Origin of the sequence: Flavobacterium fryxellicola (assembly GCF_900143245.1) — a bacterium.
Classification (GTDB): domain Bacteria; phylum Bacteroidota; class Bacteroidia; order Flavobacteriales; family Flavobacteriaceae; genus Flavobacterium; species Flavobacterium fryxellicola.
Genome location: NZ_FRDK01000016.1, coordinates 19,512 through 41,161, shown reverse-complemented (window position 1 = coordinate 41,161; position 21,650 = coordinate 19,512). Strand labels below are relative to the sequence as shown.

The window sequence follows — 21,650 nt, the reverse complement described above, 5'->3', positions numbered from 1 at the left end:
ATTACATTTAAAAATACAAAAAACGAGGCAGAAAATAAAGTTTTTCTGCCTCGTTTTTATGATAATAATTATAAAATGACTTTTTCAGTGCCCTCCAAATTTGAGGCGCTTGTTTTTTGATATTGGAATGAAATTACGGTCTTTGTTTTTTCATTTCTTTTTCGATCATTTCGTAAAATTGATCAATTTTTGGTAAAACTACAATACGAGTTCTTCTGTTGCGAGATCTGTTTTCAGCAGAATCATTGGCAACTAAAGGAATGTAAGAGCTTCTTCCGGCAGCAATTAATTGCTCTGGTTTAACACCTAATTGATTTGTTAATACACGGATAATAGAAGTAGAACGTTTCACGCTTAAATCCCAATTGTCTAATAACACACCCGTACCGTTATAAGGAATATTGTCTGTATGACCTTCAACCATACATTCAAAATCAGGTTTGTCGTTAACAACTTTGGCTACTTTAGCTAAAACCATTTTAGCTCTATCTGTTACTTCGTAACTTCCGCTTTTAAACAATAATTTGTCAGCAATAGAGATAAAAACAACTCCTTTTTCAACATTTATTTCAATATCTGGATCAGATATTCCTACTGAACTTTTTAGACTCGTCACTAATGCTAATGTTACGCTATCTTTTTTAGTTAACGCATCTTGCATTCTGCTTATTTTTAAATCTTTCTCTTTAATAGATTCTAAAGCTTTTTCAATATTTTGAGCACCCTTAGTTGACAATACAGTCATGTCTTTGGAAACACTAATTAAACCTTGATTTTGTTCTTTTAAAGTAGCGGCAGTTGCTGCAAGACCTGCTTTTTCTTCTAAGCAAGAATTTAATTTGACAGTCGCAGTATTTAATAAATCTTGAGTTTCTTTGTTTCTAGCTTCTAAGTCAGTGTATTTCTTTTTAGAAACACAAGAAGTTAAAAGGGCCATTACTGATAAGGCAATTACGATTTTTTTCATAAATTGGGTGTTTAGTTAGTTACAAAAATAGTTTTAAAGTGTTAATAAAAGGCATTGAAAAATATAATTAAATGTTAAAAATTATTTATCAAAGACCTTGCCGCAAATTACGTAATATTGGTAAACGATGCTTTTTACATTATAGTATTCCTGATATTGAAATTTATTTCTTCTTTTATAATAAGCTATAAAAAGGCCATAAAAGGACCAATGAGCCTTCAATACTGCCCAAAAATGCTTGGGTTTTCTTTGCGTTAAAAATTGTAATCCAGCAATTCCATCCAGAACCATTCGACCCAAAAGAATTTTATACAATTTATCTTTCGGAAGATTTTTAGTCAACATTAATAATGAATTTCTGAAGTTCAAGAAGGTTTTTTTTGGGTTGCCCTGTTGCAAAGTTGCTCCTCCAACATGATACACAACGGATTCCGAAATGTATTTTATTTTGTACCCTTTATTGAAAGCACGCCAGCACAAATCAATTTCTTCCTGATGCGCAAAAAATTCTCCATCAAAACCATTGAGATCTTTATAAACTTGACTTCTAATAAAAAAACAAGCTCCTGAAGCCCAAAAGATCTCGCAATGATCGTTATACTGTCCATGATCTTTCTCTAAGGTATCAAAAATTCGACCCCGACAATAGGGGTAGCCGTATTGGTCAATGAATCCTCCAGCTGCTCCTGCATATTCAAAATATTCTTTGCGTTTAAAATCCAATATTTTAGGCTGAATTATAGCCGTGTCTGGTTCACTTTCAAACGTTTTGATAATGGGTTGCAACCAATTTTCGGTTACTTCAATATCAGAGTTTACTAGGGCATATATTTCTGCATCAATGTGTTTTAAAGCTTGATTATAGCCATCTGCAAATCCTAAATTGCTTTCATTTTTTACTATTTGTACCGAAGGGCAAAAAGCTTTGACGAAGGAAATAGAATCATCTGTAGATGCATTATCAGCGACATAAATTGTGGCTTCAGCAGAATATTTCAATAGGGAAGGCAAAAATTTTTCTAACAATAAAATTCCATTCCAATTCAGTATTACAACAGCTATTTTCATCTTTAAATTTTGATTATCGGATTTGATAAAGGGGCAATTCAGTTAGAAATTGATATTTCTCATTTTCGAAATCCATTTGGCAAAAGTAATGATTCAATCCGTTAGTCACCATCAAATATTGGGCTTTCATTGTCATATTATAGCGCGCAATTTGGTCGAAAGTCGCTTGCGCAATTTTAATTTCGGGCGCTTTACATTCGATTAAAATGAAAATAGACCCATCAGAATTATAAACGACGACGTCGTATCTTTTGCGTAAGCCATTCACTTTTAAAACCTTTTCTACATTAATTAATGATTTTGGATATTTCTTTTCTTCCAATAAAAACTGAACTACGTGCTGGCGAACCCATTCTTCAGGTGTAAGAATGATAAATTTTTTCCTGATTTCATCAAAAATGGACACTTTATTTTCGCTATTTTTGAATCGGAAATGATAGGTAGAAAAATTTAATTGCTGCATGAAGCAAAAATAGTTATTTAGTTGAAAGTTTTAAGTTTAAAGTTTCATGCGATTCAAAACACTTTAAACGGCAAACTTTAAACAAATTATAAAATGGACGAAGTATTAAAAATTGTAAATGATATAAAAGGGGGCAACATTAAACCGCTTTATTTTTTGATGGGTGAAGAGCCGTATTACATCGATAAATTATCGGACTATATTGAAGGGAAAGTCCTCACGGAAGAGGAAAAAGGATTCAATCAAACGGTTTTGTACGGCAGAGATGTTACAATAGAAGATATTATTTCTACCGCTAAACGCTATCCTATGATGGCAGAGCGTCAAGTTGTAATTGTTAAGGAAGCACAAGATTTGATTCGAACCATTGACAAACTGGAAAGCTATGCCGAAAACCCAATGGCGACTACAGTTTTAGTTTTTTGTTATAAATACAAAACTTTGGACAAGCGAAAAAAATTGACCAAACTATTGGCTAAGTCAGGCGTGGTTTATGAAAGCAAAAAATTATACGAAAATCAAGTTGCAGACTGGATTAAACGTGTTTTAGGAGGCAAAAAATATGCTATTGAGCCCAAAGCTACAGCCATGCTTGTGGAATTTTTGGGAACAGACTTGAGCAAAATAAATAATGAACTGGAAAAATTACAAATTATTCTGCCTGCTGGAAGTACCATCACTCCTAAGCATATTGAAGAGAATATAGGTTTTAGTAAAGATTTTAATGTGTTTGAATTGCGTAAAGCGCTTGGTGAAAGAAATCAACTCAAAGCCTATACTATTGCGGAGAATTTTGCGCAAAACCCCAAAGACAACCCCCTTGTAGTCACTACAAGTTTGGTTTTTGGATTTTTTATCCAATTGCTAAAATACCATGGGTTGAAAGATAGGAATCCCAAAAATGTTGCGGCAGTACTAGGGGTAAATCCTTTCTTTTTAAAAGAATATGATGTGGCTTTAAAGAATTATCCCATGAAAAAAGTCAGTCAAATTGTAGCAGCTCTACGCGATATTGACGTCAAAAGCAAAGGTGTTGGTGCTAATGCATTGTCACAATCCGACTTATTAAGAGAAATGCTTTATAAAATATTTAATTAAAGGGTAAAAAATCCCGATATTTGCAAACCCTTTATGAGGTTTCAGAATTGGGATTAAAAACGAAATACCATAAATATGGCAATGAATAAAAATACGATCCTAGGTTGGGCCACTCTAATAATGATTATCATGGGTTTATTACTTATTGCTCTAGGCGCTTTTAGGTATGATGACGTTGCAGGTTGGGGCTTTGCCGCCGTAGGAGTTGGTTTTTTGGCTAACGCATGGGTTTTCAGTTCGCTCAAGGGCAGACTTTAGTAGTTATTTTAAATGTTGAACTTTAAATTTTAAATTAAAAAAAATGGCAGACGATAAAAAAGTAATCTTCTCAATGTCCAAATTGAGTAAAACTTATCAAGGAGCGGATAAACCAGTCCTTAAAAATATTTATTTGAGTTTCTTCTATGGAGCTAAAATTGGTATTTTGGGTTTAAATGGATCTGGAAAATCCTCTTTGTTAAAGATAATTGCTGGTGTTGATAAAAATTATCAAGGTGACGTAGTTTTTGCACCAGGGTACACAGTAGGTTATTTAGAACAAGAGCCTATTTTAGATGATAGTAAAACAGTAATTGAAATTGTAAGAGAAGGAGTAGCTGAGACAATGGCTGTTTTAGACGAATTCAATAAAATCAATGACAGTTTTGGTTTGCCTGAAGTCTATGAAAATGCTGATAAAATGGAGCAATTGATGGATCGTCAAGCGCTTTTACAAGATAAAATTGATGCATTAGGTGCTTGGGAAATTGACACTAAATTAGAAATTGCCATGGATGCCTTGCGCACGCCTGAAGGTGATACTCCAATCAAGAATTTATCAGGCGGGGAACGTCGACGCGTAGCATTATGTCGTTTGTTGTTGCAACAACCGGATGTGTTGCTTTTAGATGAGCCTACGAATCACTTGGATGCTGAAAGTGTACTTTGGTTAGAGCAACATTTAGCACAATATGCAGGAACAGTAATTGCTGTAACACACGATAGGTATTTCTTGGATAATGTAGCAGGCTGGATTTTGGAGTTGGATAGAGGAGAGGGAATTCCTTGGAAAGGGAATTATTCGTCTTGGCTAGACCAAAAATCGAGTAGAATGGCATTAGAAGAAAAAACAGCCTCCAAACGTAGAAAAAATTTAGAGCGCGAGTTGGATTGGGTTCGCCAAGGTGCTAAAGGTCGTCAAACCAAACAAAAAGCACGTTTACAGAACTATGATAAATTATTAAACGAAGATCAAAAACAATTAGACGAAAATTTGGAAATTTACATTCCAAATGGTCCACGTTTAGGAACTAACGTAATTGAGGCTAAGAATGTGTCTAAAGCATTTGGAGATAAATTACTGTATGACAATTTAAACTTTACATTACCACAAGCAGGAATTGTTGGGATTATTGGGCCAAATGGTGCGGGTAAATCAACTATTTTCAAAATGATAATGGGAGAAGAAAAACCAGATTCAGGTGAGTTTTTGATAGGTGACACCGTAAAGATTGCTTATGTTGATCAAGCACACTCAAATATTAATCCTGAAAAATCAATTTGGGAAAACTTCGCTGATGGTCAAGAATTGATTATGATGGGAGGAAAGCAAGTGAATTCAAGAGCATACTTATCACGCTTTAATTTTGGTGGTGGGGAGCAAAACAAGAAAGTTTCGATGCTTTCTGGAGGAGAAAGGAACCGTTTGCATCTTGCGATGACTTTAAAAGAAGAAGGAAACGTTTTGTTACTAGATGAACCAACGAATGATTTGGATATCAATACGCTTCGTGCTCTGGAAGAAGGTTTAGAAAATTTTGCAGGTTGCGCAGTAGTAATTTCGCACGACAGGTGGTTTTTAGACCGAATTTGTACGCACATTCTAGCTTTTGAAGGCAACTCTGAAGTGTATTATTTTGAAGGTGGTTTCTCTGAATATGAAGAGAATAAGAAGAAGCGTTTAGGTGGTGATTTAACGCCAAAACGATTGAAATACAGAAAACTAATTAGAAGTTAAGTTATTCATTTAGAACAGCAATAGCAAGAGGATGTCCAAAATTGGTCATCCTCTTTTTTTGCTATTTTTTTATTTTTTTATCAGAATTCATCATAATAAAAACGGCAGAAACGATTCCAACGATTACTAAACCGAATACGACAATCATTATAAAAGTCCCGTTATCCCATGAAAAAAGTGTAGTGTCTTTCATAATTTATTTGTTTTAAGTTGGACCAAATATAATATTCTTACTAATTAAAAGTCATGATAAATATCATAAGTGGTAATTTAGTATAAAAACTTGGCTTGCAGCTCTTTTGTGGGTATCATACAACTGGCTTTTTTACCATACCATTTGTAGCGGTTTTTTGCAATGTAATCATAAATATAGTTATTAAATGACACCGGTACTATTGAAAAGAGGTTGGCAAAATAAAACATTCCACCTAAATTTTTAGCAATTTCCAGTGCAGCTTCCGATTTATAATAATACGCAAAACCAGGCTGATACAAAATAATACTGTCTGTTTTATGTCTGTCAATTCCTAAATGTTTAATAATTTCCTCTCCTAAATCAGATTGCAAGGATACAAATCTAAAAATATCTTTTTGGTCATGCCTAATTATAAATTGCACCGCCGAATCGCACAGATTGCATAGTCCATCAAACAGGATTATTTTTTTGTCTTTTGGTATTTTATCCATTTCTTTTTAAGTTGGAGTGCCCAAGGAATGGTATTTTTAATTTAATTATTCCTATCATAACTCTTGTTAGTGCGATCGCTTCGTTCCTGCGTTGGCCTTATTTACTTTTACCGGCCTCAACAAATTCCAGTGCTTCAAGACTTACTTTTGAAGTGAATACGCCATAGTTTACCGTTGCTTTATTTTTTTCTATCGCATCAAGAGTACCTACTGCTTTTCCATCAAACATCCGGACACGATCACCTACTTTGAGAATGTGTTTGGGTTTTTCAACCACTACTTTCAGTTTCTTTTCTTTCTTCTCTTTTCTAATTTCTTCAACTTGAATAGTCACTTCTTGAATGACTTCTTTCTTCTTTTCTATTAATGCTTTGCTCTCTTTAGTTGAGGCTTTTTTGCGTTTTGAATTTTCTATTTCAATTATTTTTAAAAATTCGCCAAGCAGTTCCTTCTTGTTCTTGTTGTTGAAATATTTCTCTGCAATATCCTCTATTTTAGTACCTATATAAATCGTTTTCTGATTGCTATCATATAATTCCTGATAGCTTTCTAGTTTTTGTTTGATTTTTACATTTATGGTTTCCATTTTCTTGCCTTCTTCCCGCGCTTTTGTTTCTTCTTCTTTAAGCGTCTGAGAAGTTTTCTCCATTTTTGATCGTTCTTTTTGTAGCGTCGCAATTGTTTTATCGAAACGAACTTTTCCAACTTCAATCTTCTTTTTGGCTCGATTAATTAATCCGAATGGAATTCCATTTTTTAAGGCTACTTCAAATGTAAATGAACTTCCTGCTTGTCCCAAAGCTAGTTTGTACATAGGCTCTAATGACTTTTCATCAAAAAGCATGTTTGCGTTGGTAGCAAAAGGCAGTTCGTTTGCCAATATTTTTAAATTGGAATAATGAGTTGTAATAATTCCAAAAGCTTCCCGATGGTAGAATTCTTCCAAGAAAATTTCTGCTAATGCGCCACCTAATTCAGGATCAGAGCCGGTACCAAACTCATCAATTAAGAACATTGTTTTTTTATTACACTTCTTTAAAAAGTAGTTCATGTTCTTTAGTCGGTAACTGTATGTGCTTAGATGATTTTCAATAGATTGATTGTCTCCAATGTCTGTAAGTATTCGATCAAATAAGAATGTTTCACTGCGTTCGTGAACTGGAATTAACATACCAGATTGCAACATTAATTGTAGTAGTCCTACGGTTTTTAACGATATGGTTTTTCCACCAGCATTAGGTCCCGAAATCACAATGATTCTGTTTTCTTGACTTAATTCAATCGTTTGTGAATGTGTAATTTCGTTTTTCTGCTTGTTGTTCAAATATAAAATAGGATGGAAAGCATCTCTAAAATACAACCTTCTGTTCTCTGTAATTGCAGGCAAAATTCCATTGATTCGATTTGCATATTTGGCTTTGGCAGCAATTACATCTATATCACTCAAAAAATCCTGATACTGAATAAGCAATGGTAAAAATGGCCGAATTTGGTTGGTTAATTGCTTTAAAATCCTTGTAATTTCTTCCTTTTCCTCATATTCTAAATTGCTTAGTTCTCTGGAATAATTCAGTGTGGCTTCCGGTTCGATGTAAGCAATACTTCCTGTTTTAGAGCTGCCTAAAATCGATCCTTTTACTTTGCGTCGATACATCGCTAATACCGCTAATACTCTGCGGTTTTGAACAAAGCTCTCTTTGATGTCGTCTAGATATCCTAAGGCATTGTATTGCGTTAATGCCGTTCCAAAACTTTGATTTACTTTGCCTCGCACCGCATTCATACTTCTGCGAGTGTTCAATAAATCCGGAGAAGCGTTGTCTTTTATTTCGCCATATTTATCAACAATTTCATCCACCATTACGATAATATCTTTGGTAAATTCAACTTGTAAAGCTCTGGTGTTTAGATTTGGATAATAATCCTCAAATTTTTTGAAATAGGTCAATAAAAAATTAACTGTTGAGGATAAAGTCGCTATTTTTCTAAAGCTTCCCACCTCAAGGAAACTATCCTCAATGGCGAGAAATCTAATTTCGTGCGTAATAGCATCGAAACCATGATTGGGAATCGCATTGTTGTTTTGAAATGAGGAAACATATTCTGATGTTTGCATTAATGCTTGCATCAAGGTTTCTTTATCTTTAAACGGTGTTATTTCAAGCGCTTTCTGTTTGCCAATATCAGTATTGCAAATTGCCGAAATCGTTTCTAGAACAGTTGGAAATTGTAAATCTTGTAATGTTTTCTCGGTGATGGATATCATTTATCTGTAAATTCTTTTCCAGACAAAAATAGTTAATAGTTGAGACTATTTAACCGTCATTCACAAAGAATTAATGAATGTTTAGTATCCTTTTTTACGAATTAAAAAACACAATCCCAACGTGTGTCTTTTATTAGTCTGTGTATCTTTGTAAAATAATAAGTATCTATGCAAATCAATCTCAATACCGAATGGCAAAGTGTTTTGTCAGACGAAATCCAGCAGCCTTATTTTCGTGATTTAACGGAATCTGTGGCAGAAGAATATAAAAGTTATACCTGTTATCCGCCTCAAGACTTGATTTTTGCCGCTTTTAATTATTGTAATTTTAATGATCTAAAAGTAGTTATCATTGGTCAGGATCCTTATCATGGAAAGGGCGAAGCCAATGGTTTGTGCTTTTCAGTAAACAATGATGTCCGAATTCCGCCTTCTTTACGCAATGTTTTTAGAGAGTTAAACGATGATTATGGAACGATTTTCCTGCCTAGTACTGGAAATTTGGAATCTTGGGCAAAACAAGGTGTCTTATTACTAAATGCGTCGCTAACGGTTAGGGAAGACAGTGCAAACAGTCATAAACATTTAAAATGGAATCTTTTTACCGACGCCGTTATCCAGAAAATTTCTGAGGAAACCGAGCAAGTAGTTTTCTTGTTATGGGGGAATTTTGCCCACAAAAAGGGACTTAAAATAGACCGAAATAAACATTTAGTGCTGGAGTCCGGACATCCATCGCCATTGAGTGCGAATCAGGGAAAATGGTTTGGAAACAAGCATTTTAGTAAAACAAATGCTTATTTAAAACAGCATAATAAAGTATTAATCGACTGGATTTCAGCAGAGTGATTCTTTAATGGTTCATCATCCTAGCCTAAACCTTTCTGCTGTTCGTTCCTTTTGCTTTAGCTACCAAAAAAGATATTTTACAGCAAAATGAGTCAATTTACACCACTTAATTGATGGTACGTATTGAGTAGGGCAGAATTTTGGTTATTAAACTAAATCTGATAACTTTAAGCCTTCATAGATTTAGTTTAGAATGACGTTCTTGTTGTGCACCGTCCTGCGGGAGTGATGGCAGTGGACCTCTTTTTTGAGAGGCTTTTTTGCCTCGAAAAAAAAGCGGGAGCGGACAGCAGGACCCGAAGTTTTTACGCAGGGGCACGCCCAAATTCTCAGGGGAGTACTAGAAAGATCAGCTTATAATTAGGACTGATTTCTGGATTTACTTTTTAATAATTTCCTCTAAAACGGCTTTGTCAGCATAATTAATCACTTTTAAAGTCACCTCTTGATTCTTAATCGTCTTGCCTTCAATGACGTATAGTTTTCCATTTTTTAGTACTACATTACTTTTGTCAAAATCGATATCTCCAAATTGTAATGTATTCTTTATATCGGCAGTGTCAATCCATTTTTCAGCTAAAATCAAAGAAGCCTGATCAGAATAGTAAAACGGTTTGTTCCTTAAATCATTTAGCACTCTGGCGTTTGGAAAATAATTACATCGGGTATCTTTGCCACTAAAAACCAAAGCAACAAAGAAAAGTCCTATTACTAAACCTACCAAATAATAGGCAAAACGGTGTATAAACTTCATGGATTATATTTTTGGCAAAGGTAGCTGAAAGTTTCCTTAAAAAACAATTAAATTGATATCGTTATAAGGTAAATCGAACCAATCACCGATGGCACTATTTGTCAAGATTCCGTGATACATATAGACTCCGTTTTTTAATCCTTTATCACAGCGGATGGCACTTTCTATACCACCATCTTCTGCAATTTTCATTAAGTAAGGGGAAATAATATTGCTTATGGACAACGAAGCAGTTTTAGAATATCGGGAAGGAATATTGGGCACGCAGTAATGCAAAACATTGTTTTTGATGAAGGTTGGTTTTTCGTGCGAGGTCACTTCTGAAGTTTCAAAGCAACCGCCGGTATCAATACTCACATCTACAATTACGGCTCCGTTTTTCATGTGTTCGACCATCGTTTCTGTTACTATTACAGGACAACGATCCTTGCCACGCATGGCACCTATAGCGACGTCACACCTTCTGAGTGCTTTTAGTAATGCTTTTGGTTGAATGGTTGAAGTAAAAATTCTTTGGTTTAAATTGTTTTGTAGTCTTCGCAATTTAGTGATGGAATTGTCAAAAACTTTTACAGAAGCTCCTAATCCAATAGCCGTTTTGGCAGCAAATTCACCTACAGTTCCTGCTCCTAGAATTACCACATCTGTAGGAGGGACACCAGTAATATTACCAAATAATAACCCTTTTCCAAATTCATTGGTAATCATTAGCTCGGCTGCAATTAGTATGGAGGCAGTTCCGGCAATTTCGCTTAACGATTTAACCGCAGGATAGGTTCCGTCTTCATCCTTAATATATTCAAAAGCTAATGCAGTAATTTTCTTTTTGCTTAAAGCCTCAAAATAGGTTTTTTTTCGGGTTTTTAACTGAATGGCTGACAAAAGAATCGTCTGTGGATTCATCATGGCGATTTCTGCAAGAGTTGCAGGTTCTACTTTCAAAATCATTGGACAACCAAATACCTTTTTAGCGTCATTAGTCATTTCAGCACCCGCATCACTGTATTCCTTATCAGTATAACTAGAACTCAATCCCGCTCCTGCTTCTATCATCACCCGATGTCCATGATAAGTAAGCGAGTTTACCGCATCAGGAGTAAGGCAAATACGGCGTTCTTGGTGACTCGTTTCCTTTGGAATACCAATAAAGAGTTCGCTTTTTTGTCTTGCAATCTCCAATTTTTCCTCCTGCGGTAATAGTTGTTGTTTTGTGAATGGTGTTATAGTTATTGACATTGATGTTGTTAAATTAAGGGTACAATTTACGCAAAAAGTTTTATAAAAGGCACTTATCGCATTTTTGAAAAACGCATTAGTACCTGATAAAATTAGTAGTGGATGGTTCGTTCCATTTTTATGTCGGCTCTTTCATAAACACCACCTTCCAATGGCACTTCTAAAAAACCGTATTTCTCGTATAAATGAATGGCTGGTAGTAATTTCCTATTCGAATATAAAATCAGTTTTTCAATTCCTTTTTCTTTAGCAATAGCAAGGCAGTGAAGTATTAATTTTTTTCCGATGCCCAAACCTTGTACACCATCTTGAACCGCCATTTTGCTCAATTCAAAAGTCGTATTTTCAATTCTTAGCAAAGAAACGGTGCCTACAATAACTTCATTATATTGCGCATAAAAAATCATTCCACCTTTGTCTATAATTTGGCCTTGGGGATCTGAAAGTACAATTTCATCTTTGGGTTCGACCCTAAAATATTTTTTCAGCCATTCCAGATTTAATGTTTTTATTGGCTCTTTTAAATCTACTGAAAATGGAATAATTACAACTTTGTTTTCTACATTCATGAGGCCATTTTTAACTTAATTGTAAATAACGTTTTCCATCAGCAAGCGATGAAATGGTAAGTACTGAATGTGCCTCAGGAATCAAATTTGGAATCTTTTCTGCCCATTCAATAAAACACCAATTCCCGGAATACAAGTAATCATCAATCCCCATATCTAATGCTTCTACTTCCTCATTCAGTCGGTAAAAATCAAAATGATAAATAAGTTGATTTACAATCGTTTCGTACTCATTAACTAAAGAAAAAGTTGGACTGCTTGTTGCTCCGGTTACCCCAAGCGTTTTGCACAACTGCTTGATTAAAGTCGTTTTTCCAACGCCCATTTCTCCATGAAAAAGGATTACTTTTTTAGGATTACTGGCTATAATTTGCTGAGCAACTTCCTCGAGTTGGTCGATAGAAAAAATGATATTCATGCTTTTAAAATTATTTAGAGTTTAAAGTTCTGGGAGGCACCAAAAACTGAAAACGGATACGGACTGCTTTTTTCTATTTCGGGTTAAAAACTAAAAACGGGATGATCATTTCCTCTAATGAAATTCCCCCATGCTGATAGGTGTTTTTATAATAACTCACGTAATGATTATAGTTGTTGACGTAGGCTAAAAACAAATCATTTTTTGCAAAAATATAAGAACTACTCATATTTATAGTAGGTAATCCAATATTTTTTGGTTCTTTAACCGCATACACATCTTTGTGTTCGTAGGTTAAACTGCGGCCTGTTTTATAACGTAAATTCAAGCTGGTGTTTTTATCACCCACGACTTTGGATGGGTTTTTTACATTGATAGTCCCATGATCGGTAGTTAAAATCAATTTGAATCCCATTTTTTGCGCTTGTTGGATAATTTCTAGCAAAGGGGAATTTTTAAACCAGCTTAGGGTAAGTGATCGATAGGCTTTATCGTCTGAGGCTAGTTCTTTTACGACATCCATCTCTGTTTTTGCGTGAGAAAGCATATCTACAAAATTATAGACAACAGTCACTAAATCATTGTTTTTTAGCGCTTTAAATCCTTCGACTAGCTTTTTACCGGCGGCAAGATTTGTTATTTTAAAATAATCCTCTTTAATATTGAGGCCCAATCGTTTCAATTGAGCTGTTAAAAATTCTGCTTCAAAAAGATTCTTTCCGCCTTCTTCTGGATCATTTTTCCAATATTGCGGAAACTGTTTTTCCATTTCCAACGGGGTCAAACCAGAGAAAATAGCGTTTCTCGCATATTGTGTCGCCGTAGGAAGAATAGAGTAGTAAGGCACTTCTTTTTCCAGCTTGTAGTAATTGCCCACCACACTTTCAAATGTCTTCCATTGGTCATAGCGCAAGTTATCAATTACTACAAATAAAATTGGTTTGTCTTTTTTCTTGAGTTCAGGAACGACTAATTCTTTGAATAAAGTATGCGATTGAATGGGCTTTTCTGCTTTTGGTGCAAACCAATCCTCGTAATTACGCTCAATGAATTTACCAAATTGGGAATTAGCTTCGGTTTTTTGAGATTCCAAAATGTGAACCATACTCTGATCATTGATATTCTCTAATTCCAGTTCCCAAAAAATTAATTTCTTATACAATTCGATCCAGTCTTCATACGAATTCACCATCGCCATTTCCATGGTGATTTTTCTAAATTCCTTTTGATAATCCAAAGTTGTTTTTTGCGAAATGAGTCGGGAATGATCCAGATTTTTCTTCAAACTCAACAAAATTTGGTTCGGGTTCACGGGTTTGATCAAATAATCAGCAATTTTAGAACCTATGGCTTCCTCCATAATATATTCTTCCTCACTTTTAGTAATCATTATCATAGGAACCGAAGATTTTTTCTCCTTCATCTCTGATAACGTTTCTAAACCGCTCATTCCAGGCATATTTTCGTCCAAGAACACAATATCAAAATTGTTTTCCTCAAAAATAGTAATAGCATCAAGCCCGTTATTACACGTGGTTACCTCGTAATTTTTTTTTTCCAAAAACAATATATGTGGTTTCAAAAGGTCGATTTCATCATCCACCCAAAGTATTTTTATTTTATCCATAAGTTCTATAAACAAGTGTTGTAAAGTAGTAATTCAAAGTGCCAAATTACATTTTTTTGCAACTCCTATCTACTAATATTATGATAATTTTTAAAGATTCTACAATTTCAAATCATAAATTACACTGTAGTTTTAGGTCGTTTAGCGTTTGCTTTTGGGCGTGACCCATCCTCCATAAACTCCGTCTGGGTCGTGCTGTACGCTGTATCTTTCCTTTTTAAAGAAAAAAGGAAAGGATGCCGCTTCCATCACTCACGCACTCGTTAGCATACTCGGGCTTAAGAAGTACAAAATAAAAATAGATATTTAAATCAGCTTTCAGGATAGAGGAACAGTCCGTAATTGACACTCAAAAGAACAAAAAAGAGTAAATCAACTAAAAAGCTAAGGAATAATTGATTGCTTAAGATGCTTTTAAGAATGGGATAGGTTGCAAAAAGAGATGTTATAATAGTTGCATTTGTGAAAAGAGGAAAAGCTAAATAGTTGTGTCTATTGTAAAAATTAGCACTTAATTGGATGGTGGTATAAATCCAATTAAGTGCACTAATTTATAAAAAGCTATTGTAACTCCTTTTTCAAAAACTGAGCGGTATAACTTTTTTTATTTTTTATTATTTCTTCGGGAGTTCCTTTGGCAACGAGTTGACCGCCTCCTTTTCCTCCTTCAGGGCCAATGTCTATAATATAATCAGCCAGTTTAATCACATCCATATTGTGTTCGATAATCAAGATTGTATTGCCTTTGTTTACCAGTTTGTTAATCACTTCCATCAAAACCCGAATATCTTCAAAATGCAGTCCTGTGGTGGGTTCGTCTAGTATATAAAAAGTATTTCCAGTATCTTTTTTAGACAACTCTCCTGCCAGTTTGATGCGTTGTGCTTCACCGCCAGAAAGTGTGGTACTTTGCTGTCCAAGCGTAATGTAGCCCAAACCTACATCTTGAATCGTTTTTACTTTTCGGTAAATCTTTGGGATCATTTCAAAAAACGGAACCGCTTCATCCACGGTCATGTTTAATACATCCGAGATGGACTTCCCTTTGTATCGGATTTCTAATGTTTCTCTGTTAAATCGTTTCCCCTGACAAGTTTCACATTCTACATAAACATCCGGCAGAAAGTTCATTTCAATAGTTCGCACACCAGAACCTTCACAGGTTTCGCAGCGTCCGCCTTTTACATTGAAACTAAAACGTCCTGCTTTATATCCCCGAATCATACTTTCGGATGTCATGGTAAACAGATTTCTAATTTCGGTAAAAACTTCAGTGTACGTGGCCGGATTGGAACGTGGTGTTCTCCCAATTGGGCTTTGGTCGATATCAATTACTTTATCGATATGTTCCAATCCTTCAATTTTTTTATAGGGTTTTGGCTTTTTTACTCCATTAAAATAATAAGCATTCAATATTGGATACAAAGTTTCATTAATCAAAGTCGATTTTCCACTTCCCGAAACTCCAGTAACACAAATCATTTTTCCTAATGGCAATTCAATCGTCACATTTTTCAGGTTATTTCCTGTTGCTCCTGTAAGTTTCAAGAATTTCCCGTTGCCTTCACGGCGTTTTTCCGGAACTTCAATTTTCATTTCCCCATTCATATACATTGCTGTAATGGTATGGTGTTTTAGTATTTCGGCTGGCGTCCCTTTACTGATGATTTCTCCACCATATTTTCCTGCTTTTGGACCAATATCAATAACATAATCAGCACGTTCGATCATGTCCTTGTCGTGTTCAACGACAATTACCGAGTTGCCAATATCTCGTAATTGTTCCAACGAATGTATTAATTTATCATTGTCTCTTTGGTGTAAACCAATACTCGGCTCATCCAAAATATACAAAACACCAACTAGCTGAGAACCAATTTGTGTTGCGAGACGGATGCGTTGCGCTTCACCACCCGAAAGTGATTTGGAACTTCGGCTTAAAGCCAAATAATCCAAACCTACATTCATCAAGAAGTTCAGTCTGTCCTTAATCTCTTTGATTACTTCAGTGGCGATACGTTTCTGCTTGTCAGACAAATGGCTGTCTAAATCATTAAACCACGCCGTTAAATCCGAAATATCCATATCGCATAATTCGGCTATATTCTTATCATTTATTTTAAAAAATAGCGCTTCTTTTTTCAAACGGGAACCTTCACAAACGGGACATTTTATTTCGTCCATGAATTCTTTTGCCCAACGTTTAATGCTTGTTGAACCGCTTTCATCATATTGATTTTTGATAAAATGCGAAATTCCTTCAAAATCAATTTTGTAGTCTCGAGCAACACCCAAGTCTTTTGAATTAACGGTAAATTTTTCTTTACCGCCATTCAGAATCATTTCCATCGCTTCTGCTGGAATTTTTTCGACGGCATCCGTTAATTTAAAGCCGTATTTTTCGCCTATAATTTCCAATTGTTTAAAAATCCAAGAGGATTTGTATTCGCCTAAAGGTGCAAATCCCCCAGCTTTTATAGATAATTTTGGATTCGGAATAATCTTTTTTGGATTAATCTCATTTACTGTTCCTAAACCGTTGCAGTGATCACAAGCGCCTTTTGGAGAATTAAAGGAGAATAAATTTGGTTCCGGGTTCTGATAGGAGATTCCAGTTGAAGGACACATTAAATTCCTACTAAAATAACGCACTTCGGTAGTATCTTGATCTAAAACCATCAATACATTTTCACCGTGATGCATCGCGGTATTGATGCTTTCTGACAACCGCTTTTCATTTTCAGCAGTTGTATCTATTACCATTCTATCCACCACAATTTCGATATCATGGGTTTTATAACGGTCTAATTTCATCCCTAAAGTAATATCCAGTATTTCGCCATTCACCCGAACTTTCAAAAAACCTTGTTTGGCAATTTGTTGAAAAAGTTCCGCATAATGCCCTTTTCGGGCGCGAATTACAGGAGCTAGAATGTTAATGCGTTTTCCAGTAAAATCACTTACGATCAATTTTTTGATTTGCTCATCAGAATAAGAAACCATTTTTTCGCCCGTATTGTAACTGTAGGCGTCAGCGCCACGGGCATAAAGTAAACGCAGAAAATCGTATATTTCAGTAATTGTTCCTACCGTAGAACGCGGACTTTTACTGGTCGTTTTTTGCTCGATAGCAATCACAGGCGATAGTCCGTCAATTTTATCCACATCGGGCCGTTCTAAGCCACCTAAAAATTGGCGTGCATACGCTGAAAATGTTTCTACATAACGACGTTGCCCTTCGGCATAAATCGTATCGAAAGCTAAGGAGGATTTTCCAGAACCTGAAAGTCCAGTAATTACGACTAGTTTTTCACGAGGAATGGAAACATCTATGTTTTTGAGATTGTGAACGCGAGCGCCCTGAACTTCAATAGTATTGTCTTTGTCTAACATAATTTTTGCAAAAAGGCAAAGTTACCATTTTGATTTATTCTTTCGATACAACAGTTTAGAAGTTTATGTTAAAGATTTTGTACTTTTGATCAAATCTGATACAGTAAAATGGGTATGCAAACAAGAATTGGAATTTTAGGAATGGGTGGAGTAGGAGGCTATTTTGGCGGGTTGTTAGCAAAAGCTTATGCTAATTCTGATTCTATCGAAATAATGTTTATTGCTAGGGGTGAAACTCAAAAAATAATTGCAAAAAACGGACTCAAAATTACTACTGATGAGGAGGAGACAATCGTTTTTCCTACAGTCGTTTCTAGTGATCCTGCAGTAATAGGAAAACTTGATTTTCTTATTTGCGCGACCAAAACCTATGATATTGAAGAGAGTCTTCTTTCTATCAAAAAATGTATTACTAAAAACACGGTACTTCTGCCGTTGTACAATGGTGTTGATGCACAAGAACGCATTAGTGCTCTATTTCCTGACAATGAAGTTGTACAAGGCTGCGTTTATATTGTCTCGATGATTGTCTCGCCTGGAGTGATTAGAAAAGTGGGTCCTTTCGAAAAACTATTTTTTGGATCTGCAACTGCTCCCATTGCTGCATTAAATAAATTACAATCTATTTTTGAAAATGCGAAAATGGAAAGTTATTTGGTGGAAAACATCGAAGAAACCGTTTGGGAGAAATTCATTTTTATTTCGGCATTGGCTTCAGCTACTTCTTACTTGAATCAAAATATTGGCGAAATTTTAGAAAGTCAGTCGAGTCGCTCCGTGTATGTGGCCTTATTAAACGAAATTACGATGATTGCTGCCGTAAAAGGGTTGAATTTACCACATGACATTATTATGCAAACTATTCTAAAATTAGAAAAAACACCTCATGATGCTACTTCCTCCATGCATCGGGATTTAATGGCAGGACGAAAAATGGAATTAGCTTCTTTGACTGAGTTTGTGGTGAATGAAGGCGCTAAGTATGAAATTGAAACACCAACGTATCAAATGGTTTTGGATAAATTGTCAAGTGTTTCAACTTCCTAATTAGATAAAATGGGATTATTCCTCTTCGCTATCGTTTTCTAGTGATTCCTCAGCTTCTTCGTCGTCTTTTCCTATTTCGAAGAAACTAAAAATAGAACCACCGTAACTTTTCTGGAATGAAAAGTGAATCATGTGCTCTAGTTTAGTGTATTTTGAATGTTCAATTACCATCATTCCCTCTTCATTGAGCAATTCCTTTTCGAAAACTAAAAGGATGATTTTCTCAAATGTTTTTTGGTCCAAAGCATAAGGTGGATCAGCAAAAATGATATCGTAAGATGTCTTGCATCTTTCCAAGTAGGTAAAAACATCACTTTTTGTAGCAGCAATATTAAAATCATATTCAGTTGCAACTTGTTTGATAAATTTCACACAACCAAAATCGCCATCTACAGAGGTGATTGGTGTACTTCCGCGGGACGCAAATTCATAACTTATGTTTCCTGTTCCTGCGAATAAATCTAATATTTTAAGGCCTTCAAAACTGAAATGGTTGTTCAAAACATTGAATAATGCTTCTTTAGACATGTCGGTTGTGGGACGAACGGGCAAGCCTTTTGGTGGAAAAATGCGTCTTCCTTTGTATTTTCCTGAAATGATTCTCATGAGTTGAAAAGTATAAAATGATTTCTGTTTTCGGCCTCAGAAAAATAATTGTTCCATCGCAAATCTTCCACATCAATAAGGGAAACGTTGCGAATGTACTTGTAAGCGATTTGAAAATAGTCACTTTCGAGGGTTATATTCCCAATAAGTTCTAGTAGAAAATTTTCTGGGTTTAAGTTTAATTGTTCAGCGGTAAATAAAATGTAATATATAAAATCTTCTGGCGTAGTATAATCGAAAGAATTGAAAAGTAATAATTTTTGGTTTTGAATCACAATGATTTCAAAATGACCTTTATTAATATGTACGAACATTTTTTTGTCCTCCTTGTTTTTGGAGGCCAATAAAAGCTTGGAAACTAGAATACTATTGGCGTGTTTGTAATCGAAAGTACCAAATTGGTCTATAAAAAAATTGTTGATATTTACGTAAGGAATGTACACCGCATTCATCTGGTAGTTTGGAATTTCATCAAAAGCAAAAAAATCGGTTTCAAAAACTTTAGTATTGTATTGTAAATAACTCCCTAAAAAATTCTCGTCAAATAAAGATTCAGGAACAAAAGTAGAAAGGTTGTTGCTGTGAATTACCAAAATTTCATCATACGACTCTTTTAATTCTGGATAGTCCCGAAAAGCAGTAGCAAACAAATCTTCTATTTTTATCCCTTTTTGAAAAGGATCAAAATGTACATCGTTAAACGAACTAACCGTATCATTTAACGTATCGAAACAACAAAAAGAAAGACCAGTCAAGGAAACTTGAATGGAAAGTTTTTTATAGACCTTTTCAGTTATATTTGGATTTGGTGTTAACATAATGTGATTTAGAATTCAGCTCTGCTTCAGAAATTAGAAAGAATTAAATGAGTTGGCAAACTTACAAATTTAAAAAACAATATCAATTGCAAAAAGTAGTTGCAAACATTAATCTCCCAATAAAAATAGTAAAAGTAGAATCAATTAATAGTTACATTTAAATTACTATTTCAAATCAAAATTGATTTTTGATTTTGAAAATGCTTACTTTGCATTTAAACCATGTCCAGATGAATTCCTCCTCGTTTTATAGTCTTTTACAAAAAAAATTCCCGTTCCAACCCACCTACAAACAGGATATTTTTTTTCAAAAAATAGCAATATTTTTAACCGAAGCAGATAACAATACCATTTTTGTCTTAAAAGGATATGCAGGAACAGGAAAAACTACGGTGATTTCCACCATAGTTAATAGTTTATTGGACATTAATAAAAAGTATGTTTTGCTCGCACCAACAGGTCGTGCGGCAAAAGTTATTGCCAATTATTCGAACAAACCAGCTTTCACAATTCATAAAAAAATTTATTTTCCTAAAAAATCTTCAGGTGGTGGCGTTTCATTTACGCTGCAACAAAATAAACACACAAACACGATTTTTATAGTGGATGAAGCTTCGATGATTTCAGACACGAATTCCGATTCGAAGTTATATGAAAATGGCTCTTTGCTGGATGATTTGATTTCGTATGTGTATTCAGGAACCAATTGTAAGATGATTTTGCTGGGAGATACAGCGCAATTGCCACCGGTAAACTTGGACATTAGTCCTGCATTGGACATTCGTACTTTGGGAATGAATTATAATAAAGAAGTGGAACATATCGAACTAGATGAAGTCATGCGTCAGGAGGAAAATTCGGGGATTTTGCATAATGCTACAGAACTACGGGAATTATTAAAAGATTCTTTTATCGACGAATTCAAATTTGATGTCAAGAGATTCAAAGATATCGTTCGACTAACGGATGGATACGATATTCAAGATGCGATTAATTCGGCGTACAGTAATTACAGCATCGAAGATACTGCGTTTATTGTTCGTTCGAATAAAAGAGCAAATCAATATAATGAGCAAATCAGAACCAAAATACTCGATAAGGAAAGCGAACTTTCCACAGGGGATTTCTTGATGGTGGTGAAAAACAATTATTTTTGGTTAAAAGATTCGGATGAAGCAGGTTTTATTGCCAATGGTGATATTATTGAAGTATTGGAAATTTTCAATATAAAAGAATTATATGGCTTTACCTTTGCCAAAGTAAAGATTCGAATGATTGATTATCCAAATCAGATTCCGTTTGAAACGGTTTTATTATTAGACACCATAAAAAGTGAGTCTCCTTCATTAACTTATGAAGAATCGAACCGCTTGTATCAGGAAGTATTGAAAGATTATGAAGGAGAAACCAAATTCAAGCAGTTCCAAAAAGTTAAAGCCAACGAATATTTCAATGGATTGCAAGTTAAATTTTCGTATGCGATAACGTGCCATAAGTCACAAGGTGGTCAATGGAATACCGTTTTTATAGAACAGCCTTATTTGCCAGATGGTATCAATCGAGATTACATTAGATGGTTGTATACGGCCATGACGCGAGCCAAAAATAAATTGTATTTAATAGGTTTTAAAGATGATAATTTTGTGGATTGATGTAAGCAAATAGTAAGAATAAATTACATCCAAAAAGATTCACTTGAGACGGATTTTTTTTCAATTGTTTACGTGAGTATGAACAAAGTAAAATAAAAATTATTATGCTTGCAATAGCAAACGAAAAAACAGAAAC

Annotated in this window: 20 protein-coding genes; 6 read left to right on the top strand and 14 right to left on the bottom strand. The window is 34.8% G+C overall.

The window, feature by feature from the left end:
• Positions 1 to 133: 133 nt before the first annotated feature.
• From BUA03_RS15635 to BUA03_RS15625, 3 genes are all read right to left on the bottom strand, one after another.
• On the bottom strand, positions 134 to 967 hold the full coding sequence (locus BUA03_RS15635) for an OmpA/MotB family protein (RefSeq protein ID WP_066081954.1): 834 nt from the start codon (positions 965 to 967) through the stop codon (positions 134 to 136).
• A gap of 81 nt (positions 968 to 1,048) precedes the next feature.
• Positions 1,049 to 2,035 carry a glycosyltransferase family 2 protein gene (locus tag BUA03_RS15630; protein ID WP_066081956.1) on the bottom strand — a complete coding sequence of 329 codons (987 nt, stop codon included), beginning with the start codon at positions 2,033 to 2,035 and terminating at the stop codon, positions 1,049 to 1,051.
• 13 nt (positions 2,036 to 2,048) lie between these two features.
• Positions 2,049 to 2,498 (bottom strand): type I restriction enzyme HsdR N-terminal domain-containing protein, encoded by a 450-nt coding sequence (locus tag BUA03_RS15625; RefSeq protein ID WP_066081958.1) that lies wholly within the window; start codon positions 2,496 to 2,498, stop codon positions 2,049 to 2,051.
• A 93-nt stretch (positions 2,499 to 2,591) separates the two neighbouring features.
• Here BUA03_RS15625 and holA point away from each other — a divergent pair, with 93 nt between their 5' ends.
• From holA to ettA, 3 genes are all read left to right on the top strand, one after another.
• Complete coding sequence (gene holA / locus BUA03_RS15620; RefSeq protein WP_066081959.1) at positions 2,592 to 3,596, top strand: DNA polymerase III subunit delta; 1,005 nt, start codon at positions 2,592 to 2,594, stop codon at positions 3,594 to 3,596.
• 75 nt (positions 3,597 to 3,671) lie between these two features.
• Complete coding sequence (locus BUA03_RS17020; RefSeq protein WP_066081961.1) at positions 3,672 to 3,854, top strand: CAL67264 family membrane protein; 183 nt, start codon at positions 3,672 to 3,674, stop codon at positions 3,852 to 3,854.
• 43 nt (positions 3,855 to 3,897) lie between these two features.
• Complete coding sequence (ettA, locus tag BUA03_RS15610) at positions 3,898 to 5,592, top strand: energy-dependent translational throttle protein EttA (RefSeq protein ID WP_066081963.1); 1,695 nt, start codon at positions 3,898 to 3,900, stop codon at positions 5,590 to 5,592.
• A 61-nt stretch (positions 5,593 to 5,653) separates the two neighbouring features.
• Here ettA and BUA03_RS17110 read toward each other — a convergent pair whose 3' ends face one another.
• From BUA03_RS17110 to BUA03_RS15600, 3 genes are all read right to left on the bottom strand, one after another.
• Positions 5,654 to 5,785: a hypothetical protein gene (locus tag BUA03_RS17110; protein ID WP_262489231.1), complete on the bottom strand. Its 132-nt coding sequence runs from the start codon at positions 5,783 to 5,785 to the stop codon at positions 5,654 to 5,656.
• 77 nt (positions 5,786 to 5,862) lie between these two features.
• Positions 5,863 to 6,279: a thiol-disulfide oxidoreductase DCC family protein gene (locus BUA03_RS15605; RefSeq protein WP_066081965.1), complete on the bottom strand. Its 417-nt coding sequence runs from the start codon at positions 6,277 to 6,279 to the stop codon at positions 5,863 to 5,865.
• A 97-nt stretch (positions 6,280 to 6,376) separates the two neighbouring features.
• Entirely contained in the window at positions 6,377 to 8,545 is a 2,169-nt protein-coding gene (locus tag BUA03_RS15600) for an endonuclease MutS2 (RefSeq protein WP_066081967.1), read from the bottom strand.
• 168 nt (positions 8,546 to 8,713) lie between these two features.
• Here BUA03_RS15600 and ung point away from each other — a divergent pair, with 168 nt between their 5' ends.
• On the top strand, positions 8,714 to 9,394 hold the full coding sequence (ung, locus tag BUA03_RS15595) for a uracil-DNA glycosylase (RefSeq protein WP_066081969.1): 681 nt from the start codon (positions 8,714 to 8,716) through the stop codon (positions 9,392 to 9,394).
• 379 nt (positions 9,395 to 9,773) lie between these two features.
• On the opposite strand, the gene BUA03_RS15590 is transcribed toward ung, so the two are convergent.
• The 6 genes from BUA03_RS15590 to uvrA all read right to left on the bottom strand — a co-directional run bounded on the left by BUA03_RS15590 (position 9,774) and on the right by uvrA (position 17,391).
• The gene (locus BUA03_RS15590) at positions 9,774 to 10,148 is read right to left on the bottom strand and encodes a DUF4258 domain-containing protein (RefSeq protein WP_066081971.1); all 375 of its coding nucleotides are present in this window, start codon (positions 10,146 to 10,148) and stop codon (positions 9,774 to 9,776) included.
• Between the two features lie 36 nt (positions 10,149 to 10,184).
• Positions 10,185 to 11,384 (bottom strand): alanine dehydrogenase, encoded by a 1,200-nt coding sequence (locus BUA03_RS15585; protein WP_066081973.1) that lies wholly within the window; start codon positions 11,382 to 11,384, stop codon positions 10,185 to 10,187.
• Positions 11,385 to 11,476: 92 nt separating this feature from the next.
• Entirely contained in the window at positions 11,477 to 11,953 is a 477-nt protein-coding gene (locus BUA03_RS15580) for a GNAT family N-acetyltransferase (RefSeq protein WP_066081975.1), read from the bottom strand.
• Positions 11,954 to 11,963: 10 nt separating this feature from the next.
• Positions 11,964 to 12,371, bottom strand: a complete 408-nt coding sequence (gene tsaE, locus BUA03_RS15575; RefSeq protein ID WP_066081978.1) for a tRNA (adenosine(37)-N6)-threonylcarbamoyltransferase complex ATPase subunit type 1 TsaE — start codon at positions 12,369 to 12,371, stop codon at positions 11,964 to 11,966.
• Positions 12,372 to 12,444: 73 nt separating this feature from the next.
• Entirely contained in the window at positions 12,445 to 13,998 is a 1,554-nt protein-coding gene (porX, locus tag BUA03_RS15570; protein WP_066081981.1) for a T9SS response regulator signal transducer PorX, read from the bottom strand.
• Between the two features lie 561 nt (positions 13,999 to 14,559).
• On the bottom strand, positions 14,560 to 17,391 hold the full coding sequence (uvrA, locus tag BUA03_RS15565; protein ID WP_066081983.1) for an excinuclease ABC subunit UvrA: 2,832 nt from the start codon (positions 17,389 to 17,391) through the stop codon (positions 14,560 to 14,562).
• 114 nt (positions 17,392 to 17,505) lie between these two features.
• On the opposite strand from uvrA, the gene BUA03_RS15560 reads away from it, so the two are divergent.
• Entirely contained in the window at positions 17,506 to 18,438 is a 933-nt protein-coding gene (locus tag BUA03_RS15560) for a ketopantoate reductase family protein (RefSeq protein ID WP_066082033.1), read from the top strand.
• A gap of 15 nt (positions 18,439 to 18,453) precedes the next feature.
• On the opposite strand, the gene BUA03_RS15555 is transcribed toward BUA03_RS15560, so the two are convergent.
• Together BUA03_RS15555 and BUA03_RS15550 are read right to left on the bottom strand one after the other, a co-directional pair.
• A complete protein-coding gene (locus BUA03_RS15555) occupies positions 18,454 to 19,044 on the bottom strand; it encodes an RsmD family RNA methyltransferase (RefSeq protein ID WP_066081986.1) in 591 nt (196 codons plus the stop codon).
• Positions 19,041 to 19,862 carry a DUF3822 family protein gene (locus BUA03_RS15550; RefSeq protein WP_066081988.1) on the bottom strand — a complete coding sequence of 274 codons (822 nt, stop codon included), beginning with the start codon at positions 19,860 to 19,862 and terminating at the stop codon, positions 19,041 to 19,043. Before BUA03_RS15550 ends, BUA03_RS15555 begins: the two co-directional genes overlap by 4 nt.
• A gap of 230 nt (positions 19,863 to 20,092) precedes the next feature.
• On the opposite strand from BUA03_RS15550, the gene BUA03_RS15545 reads away from it, so the two are divergent.
• Entirely contained in the window at positions 20,093 to 21,514 is a 1,422-nt protein-coding gene (locus BUA03_RS15545) for an ATP-dependent DNA helicase (protein ID WP_066081990.1), read from the top strand.
• The last annotated feature ends 136 nt before the right edge of the window (positions 21,515 to 21,650 follow it).